A 17,273-nucleotide genomic window follows, 5' to 3' on the forward strand; every position below is an offset into this window, starting at 1 on the left:
GTTACGAAACATAAAGTTCATTTTTGCATTTATCTAATTGAAGTAAAAAATGATCAACAACTACCTATTAAAAGGGTCTGTGATAGCCGCATTCTTTTTCCAGAGCGGTCTTTTCGGACAGACACTGATACATTACTGGAATTTTAATGATAACACTTCCGCTGCTGCAGTTACCGCACCTTCATCTACTTTGATAAACGGTTCTCTTTCAGCTATAGCAGGAGGGACAAGTGTAATCGATTTTATTGGTGGTACCGGACAGAATTTTAATATACAAAATTTAAATGCAAGAAATGGTGATGGATCCGGAACCCATTTAAGATTTAATAATCCGATTGGAGGAGCTTTACAATTTAATCTTCCTACAACAGGATATAATAGTGTCATTGCTAAGTTCACCACCAGAAGATCCGGTCAGGGAGCAGGAACACAAACATGGTCTTATTCCACAGACGGAACTACTTTTGTACAGTTCCAGACTGTAAATCCTCAGGATGCAGATCCACAGCTGGTAACTCTGGATTTCTCCGCTATACAGGGAGCCAATAACAACCCAAACTTTAAATTAAAAGTAGAGTTTTCTGCTACAGGAGGCGGAACAGGAGGAAACAATCGTTTTGATAACTTTACGGTAGATGCTACTCCTGTAGGAAGTACGGATACTACTCCACCAACGGTTACCTATCTTCCGGCTCATAATACCAATAGCATTGCAACTACTGTAAATCCTACGTTGTCTTTTAATGAAAATGTAAGATTAACTGATAATTCCGCGATCAACGATTCTAATGCACAAAACCTCATCGAATTCCGTCTTGGAAATGCTGCAGGTACACAAGTTCCCTTTACAACAACTTTCAGCAACAATACTATTACTGTAATCCCAACTTCCGGACTTGCGCTGGGACAGGCTTATTACATAGCTCTTAAACCTAATATGGTTGAAGATTTTAGTGACAATGGGGTTACCGCCGTTACTTCCAGCACTTTTACAACTGTCGGAACAACCATTTCCTTAGAAAAGAATTTCATCAAAGTCAATGAAAATGCAGGAAATCTTGCATTTAAAATCAATATCACCAATCCATCAACATCTACGGTCAATCTGGTTGTAAAGCCCGCACCATTCAGTACAGCTGACAGTAATGATTTTACTTTAGCCAATCAAACAATCAATATTACACCGTCTACAACAAGTTATACGGTTAATATTCCGATTATTGATGGCACCTTGGCAGAACAACAGGCTGAATATTTTGTGATAAGTCTTGAAAACCCTGTCGGAGCAACCATTTCCGGAGACAATTCTGCAACTGTTTATATTGTAGACAATGATAAACCAGCCCCAGTTCCTTCTAATCAGATTCAGCTGAATTATCTCCTAAGCTTTGATCCTTCAGGAAGTAATAACAGTTCTACGGAAATTGTAGTTCATGATCCATCCACACAACGTTTATTCACCATCAGCTCTATTACTGATGTTTTTGATATTATCGACTTCAGTAATCCTGCAGTACCATCTGTAGTAAAAACAGTGAATATGGCTCCTTATGGAGGAATCACAAGTATTGCTGTAAAAAACGGAATCATTGCAGCCGCATCTCCAAATACGGATCCTCAGCAAAACGGTTCAGTTGTATTTTTTGATGTCAATGGAAATTTCCTGAAACAGGTAACTGTAGGCGCTTTACCGGATATGATTACGTTCTCTCCTGACGGGACAAAAGTAGTTACTGCCAACGAAGGAGAACCTAATGATGCTTATACGATAGATCCTGAAGGAACCATCAGTATCATTGATATTTCCGGAGGTATCGGAAACCTTACCCAAAGTAATGTAACAACTCTTAATTTCAACAGTTTTGATTCTCAGGTAGCAGCATTAATAGCTACAGGTTTAAGAAAAGTAAGAACAAACAACACGCTTTCACAGGATTTGGAGCCTGAATATGTAACCATCAGTGATGACAGTCAGAAAGCATGGGTAACGCTTCAGGAAAACAATGCCATTGCCGAGATTAATATGGCCACCAAAACGATCACAGGAGTATGGGGATTGGGCAAAAAAGACATGAACCTTCCGGGGAACGGGTTTGATTCTTCAGATAATAATGGAGAGGTTTTAATTGCCAACTGGCCAGTGAAAGCCTATTACGTTCCAGATGCGGTACAAAATTATAAGGTAGGAAGTACCAATTATATTGTAACCGCTAATGAAGGTGATGAAAAAGATCTTTCAGGATTCAGCGAAAGAACTACCGTTGGAGCTAACACTTATATTTTAGATCCTGTATTATTTCCGAATTCCAATATTTTAAAGGCTTCTTATAATCTGGGAAGATTCAGGGTTTCCTCTGCTACAGGAAATACGGATGGAGATACAGAGTTTGAAGAAATGGCAGCTTTAGGAGCACGCTCTTTCTCTATTTTCAATGCAGATACCAAACAAATTGTCTACGATAGTGGAGATCAGTTTGAACGATATATCGCAGCCAATCATCCATTAATTTTTAATACGGATAATGAATCCAACGGTGCCAAGAACAGAAGCCGTGCCAAAGGACCTGAACCGGAAGGAGTAGCTTTAGGAAAAATCAACGGGCAGACTTATGCTTTCATCACACTAGAAAGAACCGGAGGAGTTATGGTGTATAATATCACAGATCCTAATAATCCTACGTTCACAGATTACAAACACTCTCGTTCTACCTCTGCATATGGAGGTGATAATGGTCCTGAAGGAATTATTTACATTGCTCCTGAAAATACCACTACCAATAAAGGCTATGTGATTATTGCCAATGAAATCAGCGGAACTTTATCCATGTATGAAGTAGCAATGCCTGCAACGCTTGGAACGGGTGAAATAAAAACTGAAAAGGCAACTTTCAATATATTCCCCAATCCTGTCAACAAAGGAAATATTCTTTATTTCAACAAAAAACAGGATTACGAATTGTATGATATGTCCGGAAAATTAATCGGGAAAGAAAAGAGTGCCTTAACAATAAGCACTGACAATCTTTCTACAGGAGTTTATCTTATAAAAACTTCGGAAGGGCAGATCAAAAGAGTTATTGTAAAGTAAAATATATTATTTAGTTGATTGAAAAGGCTTCGGAGATTCCGAGGCTTTTTTGTTATGGAGAAATTCATTAGTTTTAAACTTTTAATAACACAATGGAAAATCAATTAAAAAATATTATTCAACAAGTATGGCATAAAGAAAAACGAAATCTCTTTACTTTTCTTACCGGTGCAGGAATTTCATCAGACAGTGGTATTCCTACCTATCGTGGAATAGATGGAATTTGGGTGAAAGGAACTCAGTTTCACAAGCCTGAAGAATTTGGAACGTTACGTTATTTCAGACAACATCCGGAAGAAGTTTTGCAATATTCTCTTTTCAGAAAAAAAATGTTTGAAAATGCTTCTCCCAACGAAAGTCATTTTGAACTGGTAGATATTGAAACTCAGCTTCAGGACAGGTTTCATCTGCTTACCCAAAATATTGACAATCTTCACCGTCGTTCAGGAAACCAAAGAATCTATGAAATCCATGGGAACAACCGGGAAATCAAATGCTCAAACGGATGCAAAGAAATTATAGATCTACCTGTGGAAATAAAAGGTAAGGATCTGGATGAAGACCTTACCGCTCATGATAGAGAACTTTTGACCTGTTCTCAATGTGGCCATTGGATGCGCCCGAATATCTTATGGTTTGATGAATATTATGATGAAAAAACCAATAAGAAATTCAGTGCTCTTAAAATGGCTAAAAACAGTGGAGTTCTCTTTATTGTCGGAACATCCGGAGCCACAAGTCTTCCGATTGCTATTGCAGAAACAGCACTCAAATATGGAGCCTTCATCGTAGACATCAATACAGAGGATAATCATTTCACAGATCTGATCAGAAATAAAAAGAATGCACTAATCATCCGGGAAAAATCTACTGAAGTATTAAAGGTGATTAAAGAAATCATTACAAAAACAGTATCCTAAATCAACCTTATTATTTAAGATGATTTAACTTTTAAAATTCTTGAAAAAAGCAATTTATATCTATATTTACCCTGAACAAAACCAAATTCACAATGAAAAATATTAAAGCTGTAGGAATTCTTACGATCCTGTTATTAGGAACAGGTACCGCTTTCTCACAATCCAGAAAAACAGAATCTACAAAAGGGGTAGAAAAAACACAGGGTAATAAGGTGGTACATGTAGAAGGTGTAGGGCACACACTCAACTATGCTCTCAATGACGGGACAGTTGAGGTAGAAGGAGGTGATAACACATTAACGGTCAAAGGAAGTGCAAAAAAGATTGAGGTCTCAGGAACAGGCAATAAAGTATACGTTGATAAAGTGGACAAAATATCCATGGAAGGAGGTGACAATATAGTCTACTACCGAACTTCAGGAACAAAATCCGGAAAACCTGATGTTTCCATTACGGGAGTTGGAAATAGAGTTGTAAAGCAGTAATAATATTCTACATATTTTAAGAATACCATTAAAAAAACCTCACAGGTTTTAAAAACCTGTGAGGTTTGATTTAATACTCTCTTTATTATCTTAAAAACAAAAAAGACAGGCCTTAAAAAAGCCTGTCTTTTTAAAAATATCTCAGATATAATTTTACTCTACGTTGATTACCTTTTCGATTTCCGGAGCATGTTGTTTGATGGTATTTTCAACACCTAGCTTTAAGGTTGAAAAATTCAGTGAACAACCGGAACAGTTACCCAAAAGTTTCACAAACACCTGATTATCTTTCACATCAATAAGCTCAATATCACCTCCATCTTTATTCAAAAATGGTCTGATGCTTTCCAGAGCTTCCATTACTCTTGTTACTGTATCTTCGTGCGTTATGTTTGTTTCCATATTTTTCAGTTCGATTCGGTTTTTTTCAAATTTTATTGAAAGTTATTATTATTTTGCTTTTGGAGAGCAACCTGCCATTGTTGAAATCTTCACAGCTTCAGTAGGAGGAAGATTTTTATTTCTTTCCACTAAGCTTTCTACCATTTTCTGGCAGTTTCTGTGTAGATCTCTGCAATTTTAGACCCTTCCTGAAGCGCAGCTGGTCTTCCCACGTCTCCTGCTTCTCTAATACTTTGGATCAAAGGAATTTCTCCTAATACAGGAATTCCAAGATCTTCAGCTAAATATTGTGCTCCCTGGTTTCCAAAGATATAATATTTATTGTCAGGAAGTTCTTCCGGTGTAAAATACGCCATATTTTCGATTAATCCAAGAACCGGAATATTGATACTTTCCATCTGGAACATCGCAATCCCTTTTCTTACGTCTGCCAATGCAACATGCTGAGGGGTACTTACAATCACCGCTCCTGTTACCGGAACTTCCTGAATGATAGACAAGTGAATATCACCTGTTCCCGGAGGAAGGTCGATCAATAAGAAATCCAATTCTCCCCATGCGGCATCTCTGATCATCTGGTTTAATGCTTTTGAAGCCATAGGACCTCTCCACACAACTGCCTGATTAGCTCCTGAGAAGTAACCGATTGAAAGCATTTTTACTCCATAATTTTCAACAGGTTTCATCAGACTCTTCCCGTTTACTTCTACAGAAATTGGTTTTTCACCTTCTGTATCAAACATGGTAGGAACTGAAGGACCATAGATATCAGCATCTAATAATCCTACTTTGAAGCCCATTTTAGCCAATGTTACTGCCATATTTGCAGACACTGTAGATTTTCCTACTCCTCCTTTTCCGGAAGCAATAGCAATAATATTTTGAATTCCCGGAATCTGTTTTCCTTTGATCTGACTTTGCTGAATTTCACTAGGCTCCGGAGAAACGATCTTAAGTTTTAAATGAACGTCTTCTCCAAACTCACTGGCAAAAGCCTGTTTCATGGCAGCCTCCAGTTTTTTCTTTTCGTGCATTGCAGGTGAATGAGCAGTCATGTCAATATAAACATCATTACCCATAATTTGAAAATTACTCACCAAGTCGTCTACTTCTATTTCTTTAAGGAAATCCTGAACCTTTTCTTTCGTCAACATATAAATATAAATTGTTTACAAATTTACGCATTTTTCACCTATTTAGAATAAGTAAACACAATCATAGATAAATTCTTTTGTAAACACAGACCTTCAGCTCTTTATATACCGGCAAATTATTATCTGAAATAGGTTACCAACGGGATATTTTTGTTCCAGAATTCACTGGATTTTAACAGCCAGGAAGTAGAAAAGAAAAACAGGGATGTGGTTTCAAAAATAAGGGTAGAATAGATGAGAAACTGATTATCAGAATCCGAATCAGCACCTAGAAGAGCAATGATTCCAATACAGGCAAGACTGATCAGTATTCCCCAGCCACAGATTTTATAATACAGGTTTCTACGGCTTTTCTTAAGTGCTTCTTCTTCGGAAATAGTTTCTCCATCCTGTTTTTTATCACTTTTCTGAAAGAAATAAAGACAAAATACGGAAAAAGAAAGGAAAAGCAATCCCGCACTGATATAGTGTACCCAAGTGAACCAATCCTGATAGTTTGCTTGATCGATATTGATGTAAATATTGCCTCCATACCCTTGAAATCTTGTAGGAAATACAGCAACCAGCACGGCCATTACTCCGGCAAAATTGGAAAGCATGTTTTCATATTTGTCTTTCCCTCTGTAGGTAGCGAATAATCCCCCCAGAATACATAAGGTTCCAACAAAGATCACGTGTCCGAAACTGTAGTAATAATGACTGATACTTACTTTGAACGGGTGTTCATCTTTCAGGAAATAAGTGGTCATAACAAGAAGAAATGAAAGGAGAAATCCAAGCAGTCCGATAAACATTCGTAATTGATAATAGGAGATCAGAACTCCGTTATGATCATCGTTAGCTGGTTTTTTAAAATTAGTTTCCATGAGTTTGGTTTTTGAGGTTATCATTGTTTTGAAACTGAAATTATAATGGAATTGTTATTTTATCAATAATTTTCACATTCTTGTCCGGATCCAGTTTAAAATTATCTTTGATAAATTTCTTCGGATCTTCTGTAAGCAACTCTCTTTGTAAATGGAATGCTTGTTTCTTTTTTAACAGACGCATCCACTGGTAGGTTTTCCTGATGGCTACTACATAGATGACAATTTCTTTGTCTGTTATTTTAAACTTCAGGAAGTTTTTATTGCCTGTATTTATTTTCCCTGATGAGATTTCAGTGATATAAAATTTGAAAAGATAGTAGCCAACAAGAATATACCACCCGAAAAGCATGGATTGTAAAAGTGCAGAAATAATAACCTGTGCAATCAGGTAATCGTTTCCGGCCGGAACTTTAAAAAAGTTTTTTAAACTCTCAACAAAAGACAAATGGCTATCCTGTAAAAAAATAACTTTATCATATTTAGGTAATATCGCAAACACCCACAATTGGATACCAAATGATAGCAAAAACAAAGCTCCCCGCATCATTTTGCTTTTCAATTGTTCTTCATCTGAACATTCTGTACTGGTGACTTTGGTGATGATAAAACAAAATACGATAGGAATTAGAAATAATACCAGCCATTTCAGAAGAGAATCTGAATAGCAAAAGATACAGGCCACAATTGATGAAAGAAAAAACAGCAATACCGTGAATTCGTAATTAATGATAAAAAAAATAAGATTCCAGAATGTTTTCTTGCCTGACTTTTCTTTAGACGGGTATTTGCCGTCCAGTTCATATTTCAGTTCTGTAGTGGTTGTATTTTGTAAGATGGGAAGCTTAATTTCATCTTTTAAAAAATGCGTAATATGACCGAAAGCACCTCCCCCGCCTGAAGTAATATAATGCTTGATTTCTTTATCATAACCTTTCACATTTTCATCCAGTTTATAATGGGAATAATGATGAATATCTCCTGTAAGCACCACATCAAAAATAATCTCTGATTTTATATTACTGGCCTCCAGTTTTCTGACAGCTTCTTTCATCGTTCTGATGATGTATTCCAGACTGTCCATGCGCTGTCTTCTTTTGTGCCTGTCTTTTATGTCATAATTGTACCAGTAAGGTTCTGCAATGAGCAGTATCACATGGTTCACATCATTCCCTTTTGATATTTTTTCTACATATTCTGTAAAAAAAGTCATTTGGGGAATATCAATATCACCCAGCAGCTGATTGTCAATACCCATCAGGTGTACATTTTTCCTTAATGAATAGGCAAAATAGCTTCTGTTCTGCACCGTTCTGTAATCACTGATTTTACTTCTCTGGCACATGAGCCTGAAAAAAGCACTTAACCCGTCATACCAGTCATGATTTCCCGGTGTGGCAATGAGGATAGGTCCCAATTCTCTTGTATCCGGAGCTACCAATCTCAAAGGGCCTTTGAAACGGTCTCTGTAATTGATTTCAGAACCTACAGGATATACGAGATCTCCTCCCACAACCAGAACAGACCCTCTTTTCAGTTTAATTTCAGCCTCGTTCTCTACATCCCTATCAAATTCATTTTTAAAAGAATAGGTATAGCTTTCTCTTGTTAAATGATAAAAAACAGAGGTAGTGGCATCAAAACCATCACCCGTATCTGCAATGAAATCAAACCAGAATTCTTCTTCTGATTCATCACAGTTATTCTCTATCAGCTCCCTTCCTGTATCTTTTCCCAAAGCGGTCTGCATTTCTCTTTTATCAATAATGGAAAGGATATCTGCGGAGAGAGAAACCATTCTGAAACTATTCATTAACCCTGTAAAATCAAACCATTTGACAGGCTTCTGGGGAATAAAATAATAGGGATATTTCTCAAAAATATCTTTGAATATTTTCACTTTTTTAGGTGAGTACCAACTGTCTTTAAAGTAAAATATCAGAAACGCAGCCGCAATGAGCAGCAGAAAATAAAAAAACAGGGTTTCCATCGTTTTAATTATTGAGTTTGTTTTCGCTTTTCCCGTCTTTTATATTAAAAAATATCTTTAATATGCAGAACAGGAAATTATTAGTTTATCATCAAATGTATGAAATTTGAAATTCGGTTCAAATAACACTTTTGTGGTATTTTATTGACGAATAAAAATATTTATGGCCAGATATTTAAAATAAAATAATTAGATTTATTAACATTTCCACCATCACAAACAACAAATATGACAACCAATACCTACCCTTCCAAATATGCATTACCCAAAGGACTTTTCACTGTTGGGAAAACGAAATTCAAATGGTATGATTTAGCTTCAGATCCTGCAGAAATCTCTTCGCAGGATATTCTTAAAGCTCAGATAGGTATTGAAAATGCAGAGGAAAACTTTCAGGATATTGATGATCTCGGATTTGTCATTATGCATCGATGCGGGGAAAACTATCTTCTGTTAGTCTGCACCTGGCGAAGTGACAATGAGTTGTGGGAAAGTGTCTATTATGATGGTTCTGGCAAGTTTGAAATATGGGATAGAAACAAAACCCATCTCCCTACTTATTGTGTTTGGGAAATGGGCATTGTATATCATGAATCCCAGTCCTGGAAAAAATATCTGGGCTCCGGACGGGAAGAAAAAGACAAAGAGGAATATCTCAATGATTTCTTTGAGGGAGAAGTGTAACGACTTCTGTATTGTCATTCTGACTAAAGAAGAGATTCTTCATTCCACTTCGCTTCATTCAGAATGACATGAAGCATAAAAATGACTTAAGCCCAATTATCAGTTTGCTCTGTTTTTTTCCTCAAATTTTACATTACGGTCCATGCCTTTTACTTTTTTATTTCCAAAAGTATACGTTGCAGACACCGTAAGTCTTCTGGCATCGTAATAATTGTTATAAGAATGCGTTCCTGTGGTATAATATATTTCACCCTGACTTTTACCTTGTTTTAGAATATCCGAAACAAAAACATTCAGCTGAAGACTCTTTTCCATAAGATTCAGTTTCAGGCCTGAGGTAAGATTTCCTGCAAACTTCATATAGGAATTTCCCGAGTTAGAAGGCAGACGAAACCAATAATTCAGAATCAACTGTATTGTTTTGCTTTGGTTGAGTGATATATTATTCTGAAAATCAAAATCATAACTACTTCCTTTTCGGGAAAGGGCATCCGTTGCAAAAACATCCGTGTTCATATAAGAATAATTAGCCGAGTAATTGGCTTCCCATTTTTTGAAAAAAGTATCGGAATAATTAAGAGAAACTCCCATACTATTCTGATTGTAATAATTTTCAAAAGTGCTCACCCTGTTTTCACCTTTCAGAGTTGCCAGCTGACCAAATGCATCCACTGTTCTCTGAAAATAAGCTGATGCCGACAATTTTCCTTTATACACATAAGAAAGCTCAAAATTATGATTGATAGACGGCTTCAGGAAAGGATTCCCGGTAAAATAAGAATTGATATTAGTGTACCAGCGGTATGGATTGATGGCACGGAATCCCGGTCTGTTGATTCTTTTGGAATAATTCAGGTTGAAAGTATGATTTTCATTGCTTTTATAAGTAACGTAAGCTGTAGGAAAAAACTTCCCGTAAGAATTCTCGGTCTGCTGTCCGGAAGTCAGAGAATTTCCGTTCACCACAGAATATTCGTAGCGTAAACCTGCTTTTGCCGACCATTTTTCGTTGAATGATTTTTCAAAACTAATATAAGCCGCATAGTTTTTTTCGTTATATTCAAATTCATTGCTTTTCAGAGGATCTGTAATATATTCTCCGTTCGTTAAGTTCTGATAAAATATACTGGAATTATTATCAAAATTAGTGAACTTCACTCCCGTTTCTGTCTTTGCAAATGAATAAGGTAATGTAAGATCCGCCTGTCCGGAATAAATTTTATAATCTACCATAGAAGGTGATTTTACAACAAATTGATCACCGGAACTTTCCGTAGTGGTAAAATCAATCGTAGTGTCTGGAGTATTGGAAAAATAATTACCTGTAATGCTCAGTTTATTATCCTGCTTCCCGAATTTCAAGTCATAATATGCACTGGCAGTGTGTTGTCTGTTTGTAGCTCTGTGTTCTGCACCGGTAAGGAGTGTATTGGTGTAATTACCATTCTGGAAATAGTTTGAAGTATTCGTAATATCCATATTGGAATGCCCGAATCCGACATCATAAATAAACCCAACATTAGATTTCTTACCCAACTGATAATCCAGACTTAGATTGGCACCCAGCCCGTCTCCAAAATCCCTTCTGTTATCATTACTTTTAAGGCCGTCAGCTCCTTCTATCCAATAGTTTTCGTAAGAATATTTTTCATTTTTATTCTGTCTTAGTTTTAGTGAAGTACGCAGCTTTTCATTCTGATAATTCAATGTTACACTGTTGGAATTTCCGGTATATGTCTGCTGCTGAAGACTGGAAGTTAAGCTTCCGCTCCACCCAAGATTCTGATTTTTCTTTAAAACAATATTGATCAGACCACTGTTTCCCTGCGCTTCGTATTTGGCAGGAGGTGAGGTAATAACTTCTATTTTTTCTATATTTTCGGACCTAAGGCTTTTCAGGTAAGTAACAAGTTCAGCATCAGATAAATTCAAAATCCTGTCATTGATCATTACTGCTACTCCACTTTTCCCTACAATAGAAACTCCGGTGTTATCATCTACTTTTACCAAAGGAGTTGTTGCAAGCGCATCTGCTCCATCCATTCCCTGAGAAGCCACAGAATTGGAAACATTGAAAACCAACCTGTCTGCTTTTCTCTCAATCAGTTTTTTTCTGGCAGTAAGGGTAACGCCTTCTATCTGTTTTTCTTTTCTTTTTTCAACAGAAAAATCCTGTTTCACCTCTCCGTTGATGATAATATCTTTACTGGATATTTCTATACCATCCTGTATAAGCTTAATGGTATAGTTTCCGTTTTCTGAAAGTTTCAGAGAATAATTTCCTTTTTCGTCTGAAATAGTGGTCTGTTTTTTCTGATCTTTTACAGCAATCACCTCAACGTAAGGAGCAGCATTTCCAGTTTGAGTGATCTTCCCTGTTATGCTTTGGGCAAATGCAACTGCCGGCGATAGCATGATTACAGCAAGTAATATCTTCTTCATGAATTATATCGTTTTTAATAAGACAAACTGCAATCGTCTTTTATTACATCTGTCTTACTGTTTTTCAATATCTTCGCTTTTATAAAATCAAAATATGAAAAAAAGGCTCATTGCATTTTCTATATTTATTACCCAGATCATTTCTGCACAGAATTACTCCCAATATGTTAATCCGTTTATAGGAACCGGAGGCCATGGCCATACTTTCCCCGGAGCTATTGTTCCTTTCGGAATGGTACAGCTTTCTCCTGATACAAGAATTGACGGAAGCTGGGACGGATGCAGCGGATATCATTATTCAGATTCCGTGATCTATGGCTTTTCTCATACCCACCTGAACGGTACAGGAGTTTCGGATTATGGGGATATCATGCTGATGCCCACCATGGGAACTCCAAGTCTGAACAGCAAAGAGTATTCGTCAAAATTTTCGCATAAAAATGAAAAAGCAACAGCCGGATATTATGCTGTCAAGTTAGATAAGAACAATATTGATGTTCGTCTTACAACCACCAAAAGAGTCGGCTATCATGAATACACGTTCAATAATGCAGGGAATGCCAATATCATCTTAGATCTCAACCACAGGGATAAACTTCTGGAGGGTGAAGTAAAGGTCATTGATGATAAAACTATTGAAGTTTTCAGAAGAAGTGAAGCGTGGGCTACCAACCAATATATTTATGCAAGAATTGAGTTTTCAAAACCGATGAAAATTTCAAAAAAGAGACTAACGGAAAACAGGAAACCCATCTTTTCACTGGAACGAAACTTGCCCTGGCATTTTCAGCTCAAGTTAAAAAAGGAGCAAAGATCAATGTAAAAGTTTCTATTTCTCCTACAGGTTATGAAGGTGCAGGAAAAAATATGCTGGCAGAAGGGCAATCGAAGGACTTTGAAGCTGTAAGAAAACAGGCACAAACCGAGTGGGACAAAGAGCTTTCAAAAATTGAAGTAAAATCTGATGATAAAAATAAATTAGCCGTTTTTTATACCGCTCTTTACCATGTTTTCACCCAACCGAACATCAATATGGACGTAGACGGGAAATACAGAGGCAGAGACAATAAACTGTATAATGCCAATGGTTTTGATTATTACACCGTATTCTCACTTTGGGATACTTTCAGAGGAGCACATCCTCTGATGACTTTAATTGACAGAAAAAGAACTGCTGATTTTATCAATACTTTCATCAAACAATACGAACAGGGAGGAAAACTTCCGGTATGGGAACTGGCTTCCAACGAAACAGAATGTATGATTGGCTATCACTCGGTTTCAGTCATTGCAGATGCTATGGCTAAGGGAATTCAGGGATTTGATTACGAAAAGGCATTTCAGGCTGCAAAAGGTTCTGCCATGCAAGATATTTTTGGTTTGAATGCTTACAAACAGAATAATTACATCAGCATAGATGACGAGCATGAAAGTGTTTCCAAAACTGTAGAATATGCTTATGATGACTGGTGCATTGCTCAAATGGCAAAAATTTTAGGCAAGAAAGAAGATTATCAGTATTTCATGAAACGTTCTCAGAACTGGAAAAACCTTTACAATCCAAAAACAGGTTTTATGCAGCCAAGAAAAAACGGAAACTGGTATGAGCCTTTTGATCCGAGAGAAGTCAATAATAATTATACGGAAGGAAACTCGTGGCATTATTCATATTCTGTACAGCAGGATATTCCGGGGCTTATTGCAGCGCATGGCGGAAAAGAAAAATTTGAACAGTTCATTGATGTTATTTTCACCGCTCCTGATAAAACAACAGGAAGAGAACAAGTGGATATTACAGGTTTGATGGGACAATATGCCCAGGGAAATGAGCCAAGTCACCATATTGCTTATCTGTACAATTTTGTCGATAAACCAGAAAAAACAGATGCCAAAATAAAATATATTCTGGACAATTTTTATAAAAACACCCCAGACGGACTGATAGGAAACGAAGACTGCGGTCAGATGAGTGCGTGGTATGTTCTAAGCTCCATGGGAATTTATTCTGTGACTCCGGGATTACCGGAATGGGAAACAACAACGCCTTATTTTGATGAAATTAAAATTCACCTTGAAGATGGCACCACAAAAACCATTACCAAAAATACCGGCAAAGCAGAGCTTAAAAAACTAGGGCTTGAGAATGTGAAGCCTGTAAAAGATTTTAAATATGCGGAACAAACGGCTTCACCTGTCATTTCTGCGGACAGAATTTTTGATTTTTCTACCAAAGTTGAGATCACTCCATTGAATCCTAATGATAAAGTATATTATATGACGATGGATGACAGTGACAGCAATAAAAGAAAGACTTTCTCTACTTATAAAGCTCCGTTCTCCATCACCAAAACAACTCAGGTAATGGCTTACGCTGAAAGAAACGGTGAGAAAAGTTCTGTAACCATTTCCAATTTCAACAGAAGACCTAATTATTGGGATATTAATATTCTGTCAAAAGTGACTCCTCAGTACAGCGCTACCGGAAAGCTTGCTCTTATTGACGGAATCAGAGGGGATGTGAACTGGAGAAAAGGCGAATGGCATGGATATCAGGGGCAAAATTTTGAAGCGATAATTGATTTTAAATCACCTCAGAACATTAAATATTTGTCTTCCACATACCTTCAGGACAGCAGAGCATGGATTCTGATGCCTAAAAAAGTAGAATACTACGCTTCCATGAACGGAAAAGATTTTATCCTTCTGAAGACCGTAGACAATGATATTGATCCCAAAGATGAAAAAGTACAGATTAAAGATTTTTCTACCGAAATTCTTCCTACCGAAGCCCGATATATTAAAGTAAAAGCTTACTACTTTGGAAAACTTCCGGAATGGCACCAGGGAGCAGGCGGTGACGCTTATATCTTTATTGATGAGATTGCAGTGAAGTAAGGAAGATGGGAGAAAGAAGAGGGAGGTTCTTTTTTGCCGGATTAGTTCTTGAAGTTGGCTTGAAGAAAAGTTAATAAAATAGACTGGTATTAATCTTTAGTCTTTCAGTAGCAGCTTTCTTCCAGCATCCATCTTCCAACCATAAAAAACGCCCTTCGAAAATTCGAAGGGCGTTTTTTATCAGTTCATTCTTTCGGACCACTGCAGGACTTCCGGAAGTTCTATATCAGAAAATTCAATGTGAATGACTCTTCTTTTCTTTCCGTTGGTGGTTCGGTTAGAGCCATGAAGTATTAAAGGTTTCATGATCATAATTCCACCTTTTTCTACGTTACAGATTTCTTCAGTTTCCACGGTCCAGTCGATGGTTTCTGGTCTGTAAATGCCTTTTGCATGAGACTTTGGGACTACTTTTAGTGCTCCGTTATTTTCATCGGTATCATCCAGATGGATTCTGATGGTATAGATGTTCTCCAAAATATTCAATGGAGGCTGTACTGCAAACTGATTTTGTTTGGTGGTCCAGGGACCAAAATTAGCAAGCTCAAGCTTTTTATCTACAGAAATAGTAAGATCCTGATGATAAGCTACATACCAGTTGGAAGTTTCGGGTTTATCAAAATAAATACTTTTGACCACAAAATATTTCTCTCCGAAGATCTCCTTTATCACTTTTCTAATGTTGCCATTAAACACCAAGTCTTTGATTTCCGGAACTTCTTTTAAAAATTGTCTAATGGCAAAAAGGTCTTCAGACTTTCGAAAGTTCTCTTTTGAAGTATCTATATTTTTCAGAGCAACGTTGATATTTTCAAGTTCTTCATGCGAAAAAACCTTATTGATAACAGCAAAGCCATATTCTTCAATATGGCTTTTATGATTTTCTAAGTTATGTAAACTCATTATTATTTAAATTTTGTCTATGGGTTCAGTCAATTGCCCTTCCCATTTTGAAACGGCTGTAGTTGCCAGTGTATTCCCAAGTACGTTTGTCATACTTCTACCCATATCACAGAAATGGTCAATTGGTAAAATTAAAGCAATTCCTTCCGGTGGAATTCCAAACATTGAACAGGTTGCAACGATAATTACCAAAGAAGCTCTCGGAACTCCTGCAATTCCTTTTGAAGTAAGCATTAATACCAAAAGCATGGTGATCTGCTGTCCGATCGTCATTTCAATACCATAGATCTGTGCAATAAAGATTGAAGCAAATGTCATATACATCATACTTCCATCCAGATTGAACGAGTATCCTAAAGGTAAAATAAAAGATACTACTCTACTGTTACAACCGAATTTTTCCAGCTCTTCTACCAATTTCGGGAATACGGCTTCTGAACTCGTTGTAGAGAAAGCAATCAGTAAGGGTTCTTTAATTCTTTTTAATAAGTCAAAAAGACGGTTTCCTAAAATAAAATACCCTACTAATAAAAGAACCAGCCAAAGAACACCTATAGCAAAGAAGAAGTCTCTTAAATAAATAGCATATACTTTAAAGATTTCAAACCCATTGGTTGCCACTACTGCTGCAATAGCACCCAGTACTCCAAGCGGTGCAAACCACATGATATATCCTACCATTTTAAGAATGGCATGAGCAATGATATCAAATAACTTGACTACTGGTTTAGCATATTCTTCGCCCAAATTAGCAAGTGCAACTCCAAACATTACTGCGAATACAACAATCTGCAATACTTCATTGGTCGCAAAGGCTTCAAATAAACTTTTAGGAATCATATGCTTTACGAAGTCTTCCATAGAAAAGCTTTTACTGTTCTTAAGAAGCTCATCAGCAGAGGAAACATCCTGAATCGGTAATTTGGTAACATGTCCCGGCTCAAGCCAGTTCACAAGGATTAACCCGATAAAAAGAGAAACAAGAGAGGCAGAAATAAACCAAAGCATTGCTTTTGTCCCTACCCTTCCAATCATCTTAATATCACTCATTTTGGCAATCCCCACTACCAAAGTTGTAAAAACCAAAGGCGCAATAATCATCTGTACCAATCTGATAAAGACTGTCCCTAACAGTTTTATGTTTTTGGAAAAAGGTTCTGCACTTTCCGGATAACTCACATGCACAACACCTCCAATCCCTACACCCACAACCAGGGCAATGATAATTGCTATAAAAAGTTTATTCTGTCCTTTCATATATAAGTTTCAATTTGCGCAAATATAATAGTTTTAGAATTGGCAGTATATTTTAAAAATGTTGATAAATTTCACATTATGGATATTAAGTTTTTAATAACTGAAAATTAAAACGTTGATTTAGAAAATATTGTAAAAAAAATTAAAAACATTTATTGAATTTTTATTCTTTTGGTACAAATTTTAT

12 protein-coding genes and 1 pseudogene are annotated in these 17,273 nt (G+C 36.7%); 6 read left to right on the forward strand and 7 right to left on the reverse strand.

Annotated features, from left to right (window positions below):
* Positions 1-49 precede the first annotated feature (49 nt).
* The 3 genes from BOQ62_RS18830 to BOQ62_RS18840 all read left to right on the forward strand — a co-directional run bounded on the left by BOQ62_RS18830 (position 50) and on the right by BOQ62_RS18840 (position 4,493).
* Positions 50-3,088, forward strand: a complete 3,039-nt coding sequence (locus BOQ62_RS18830; RefSeq protein ID WP_129041945.1) for a choice-of-anchor I family protein — start codon at positions 50-52, stop codon at positions 3,086-3,088.
* Positions 3,089-3,180: 92 nt separating this feature from the next.
* Positions 3,181-4,008 (forward strand): SIR2 family NAD-dependent protein deacylase, encoded by an 828-nt coding sequence (locus BOQ62_RS18835; RefSeq protein WP_129041947.1) that lies wholly within the window; start codon positions 3,181-3,183, stop codon positions 4,006-4,008.
* A 92-nt stretch (positions 4,009-4,100) separates the two neighbouring features.
* On the forward strand, positions 4,101-4,493 hold the full coding sequence (locus BOQ62_RS18840) for a DUF3060 domain-containing protein (protein WP_129041949.1): 393 nt from the start codon (positions 4,101-4,103) through the stop codon (positions 4,491-4,493).
* Between the two features lie 153 nt (positions 4,494-4,646).
* Here BOQ62_RS18840 and BOQ62_RS18845 read toward each other — a convergent pair whose 3' ends face one another.
* From BOQ62_RS18845 to BOQ62_RS18860, 4 genes and pseudogenes are all read right to left on the reverse strand, one after another.
* Entirely contained in the window at positions 4,647-4,895 is a 249-nt protein-coding gene (locus BOQ62_RS18845; protein ID WP_002977212.1) for a NifU family protein, read from the reverse strand.
* A gap of 48 nt (positions 4,896-4,943) precedes the next feature.
* Positions 4,944-6,049: pseudogene (locus tag BOQ62_RS18850) on the reverse strand (Mrp/NBP35 family ATP-binding protein).
* A 119-nt stretch (positions 6,050-6,168) separates the two neighbouring features.
* Positions 6,169-6,915, reverse strand: a complete 747-nt coding sequence (locus tag BOQ62_RS18855) for a hypothetical protein (protein WP_129041951.1) — start codon at positions 6,913-6,915, stop codon at positions 6,169-6,171.
* Between the two features lie 40 nt (positions 6,916-6,955).
* Positions 6,956-8,905: a metallophosphoesterase family protein gene (locus tag BOQ62_RS18860; protein WP_164976792.1), complete on the reverse strand. Its 1,950-nt coding sequence runs from the start codon at positions 8,903-8,905 to the stop codon at positions 6,956-6,958.
* Between the two features lie 228 nt (positions 8,906-9,133).
* Between BOQ62_RS18860 and BOQ62_RS18865 the strand changes: the two genes are divergently transcribed.
* Positions 9,134-9,589: a hypothetical protein gene (locus tag BOQ62_RS18865; RefSeq protein WP_129041954.1), complete on the forward strand. Its 456-nt coding sequence runs from the start codon at positions 9,134-9,136 to the stop codon at positions 9,587-9,589.
* A gap of 99 nt (positions 9,590-9,688) precedes the next feature.
* Here BOQ62_RS18865 and BOQ62_RS18870 read toward each other — a convergent pair whose 3' ends face one another.
* Positions 9,689-12,031 carry an outer membrane beta-barrel family protein gene (locus tag BOQ62_RS18870; RefSeq protein ID WP_129041956.1) on the reverse strand — a complete coding sequence of 781 codons (2,343 nt, stop codon included), beginning with the start codon at positions 12,029-12,031 and terminating at the stop codon, positions 9,689-9,691.
* Between the two features lie 94 nt (positions 12,032-12,125).
* Between BOQ62_RS18870 and BOQ62_RS23615 the strand changes: the two genes are divergently transcribed.
* Complete coding sequence (locus BOQ62_RS23615; RefSeq protein ID WP_228414339.1) at positions 12,126-12,854, forward strand: hypothetical protein; 729 nt, start codon at positions 12,126-12,128, stop codon at positions 12,852-12,854.
* On the forward strand, positions 12,809-14,926 hold the full coding sequence (locus BOQ62_RS18875; protein ID WP_228414343.1) for a GH92 family glycosyl hydrolase: 2,118 nt from the start codon (positions 12,809-12,811) through the stop codon (positions 14,924-14,926). The genes BOQ62_RS23615 and BOQ62_RS18875 overlap by 46 nt, the downstream gene beginning before the upstream one ends.
* A gap of 180 nt (positions 14,927-15,106) precedes the next feature.
* On the opposite strand, the gene BOQ62_RS18880 is transcribed toward BOQ62_RS18875, so the two are convergent.
* Both BOQ62_RS18880 and BOQ62_RS18885 read right to left on the reverse strand, forming a co-directional pair.
* Positions 15,107-15,829: a phytanoyl-CoA dioxygenase family protein gene (locus BOQ62_RS18880; protein ID WP_129041958.1), complete on the reverse strand. Its 723-nt coding sequence runs from the start codon at positions 15,827-15,829 to the stop codon at positions 15,107-15,109.
* A gap of 6 nt (positions 15,830-15,835) precedes the next feature.
* A complete protein-coding gene (locus BOQ62_RS18885) occupies positions 15,836-17,086 on the reverse strand; it encodes a dicarboxylate/amino acid:cation symporter (protein ID WP_105700986.1) in 1,251 nt (416 codons plus the stop codon).
* Between the last annotated feature and the right edge of the window lie 187 nt (positions 17,087-17,273).

This window comes from Chryseobacterium sp. CH21, from assembly GCF_004119445.1.
In the GTDB taxonomy this organism is placed as follows: domain Bacteria; phylum Bacteroidota; class Bacteroidia; order Flavobacteriales; family Weeksellaceae; genus Chryseobacterium.

Excerpts from the sequence above, each read along its gene's own strand:
- BOQ62_RS18855 (WP_129041951.1), bottom strand. The coding sequence starts at position 6,915 with ATGGAAACTAATTTTAAAAAACCAGCTAACGATGATCATAACGGAGTT.
- BOQ62_RS18860 (WP_164976792.1), bottom strand. The coding sequence starts at position 8,905 with ATGGAAACCCTGTTTTTTTATTTTCTGCTGCTCATTGCGGCTGCGTTT.
- BOQ62_RS18865 (WP_129041954.1), top strand. The coding sequence starts at position 9,134 with ATGACAACCAATACCTACCCTTCCAAATATGCATTACCCAAAGGACTT.
- BOQ62_RS18845 (WP_002977212.1), bottom strand. The coding sequence starts at position 4,895 with ATGGAAACAAACATAACGCACGAAGATACAGTAACAAGAGTAATGGAA.
- BOQ62_RS18835 (WP_129041947.1), top strand. The coding sequence starts at position 3,181 with ATGGAAAATCAATTAAAAAATATTATTCAACAAGTATGGCATAAAGAA.
- BOQ62_RS18885 (WP_105700986.1), bottom strand. The coding sequence starts at position 17,086 with ATGAAAGGACAGAATAAACTTTTTATAGCAATTATCATTGCCCTGGTT.
- BOQ62_RS18870 (WP_129041956.1), bottom strand. The coding sequence starts at position 12,031 with ATGAAGAAGATATTACTTGCTGTAATCATGCTATCGCCGGCAGTTGCA.
- BOQ62_RS18880 (WP_129041958.1), bottom strand. The coding sequence starts at position 15,829 with ATGAGTTTACATAACTTAGAAAATCATAAAAGCCATATTGAAGAATAT.
- BOQ62_RS18830 (WP_129041945.1), top strand. The coding sequence starts at position 50 with ATGATCAACAACTACCTATTAAAAGGGTCTGTGATAGCCGCATTCTTT.
- BOQ62_RS23615 (WP_228414339.1), top strand. The coding sequence starts at position 12,126 with ATGAAAAAAAGGCTCATTGCATTTTCTATATTTATTACCCAGATCATT.
- BOQ62_RS18840 (WP_129041949.1), top strand. The coding sequence starts at position 4,101 with ATGAAAAATATTAAAGCTGTAGGAATTCTTACGATCCTGTTATTAGGA.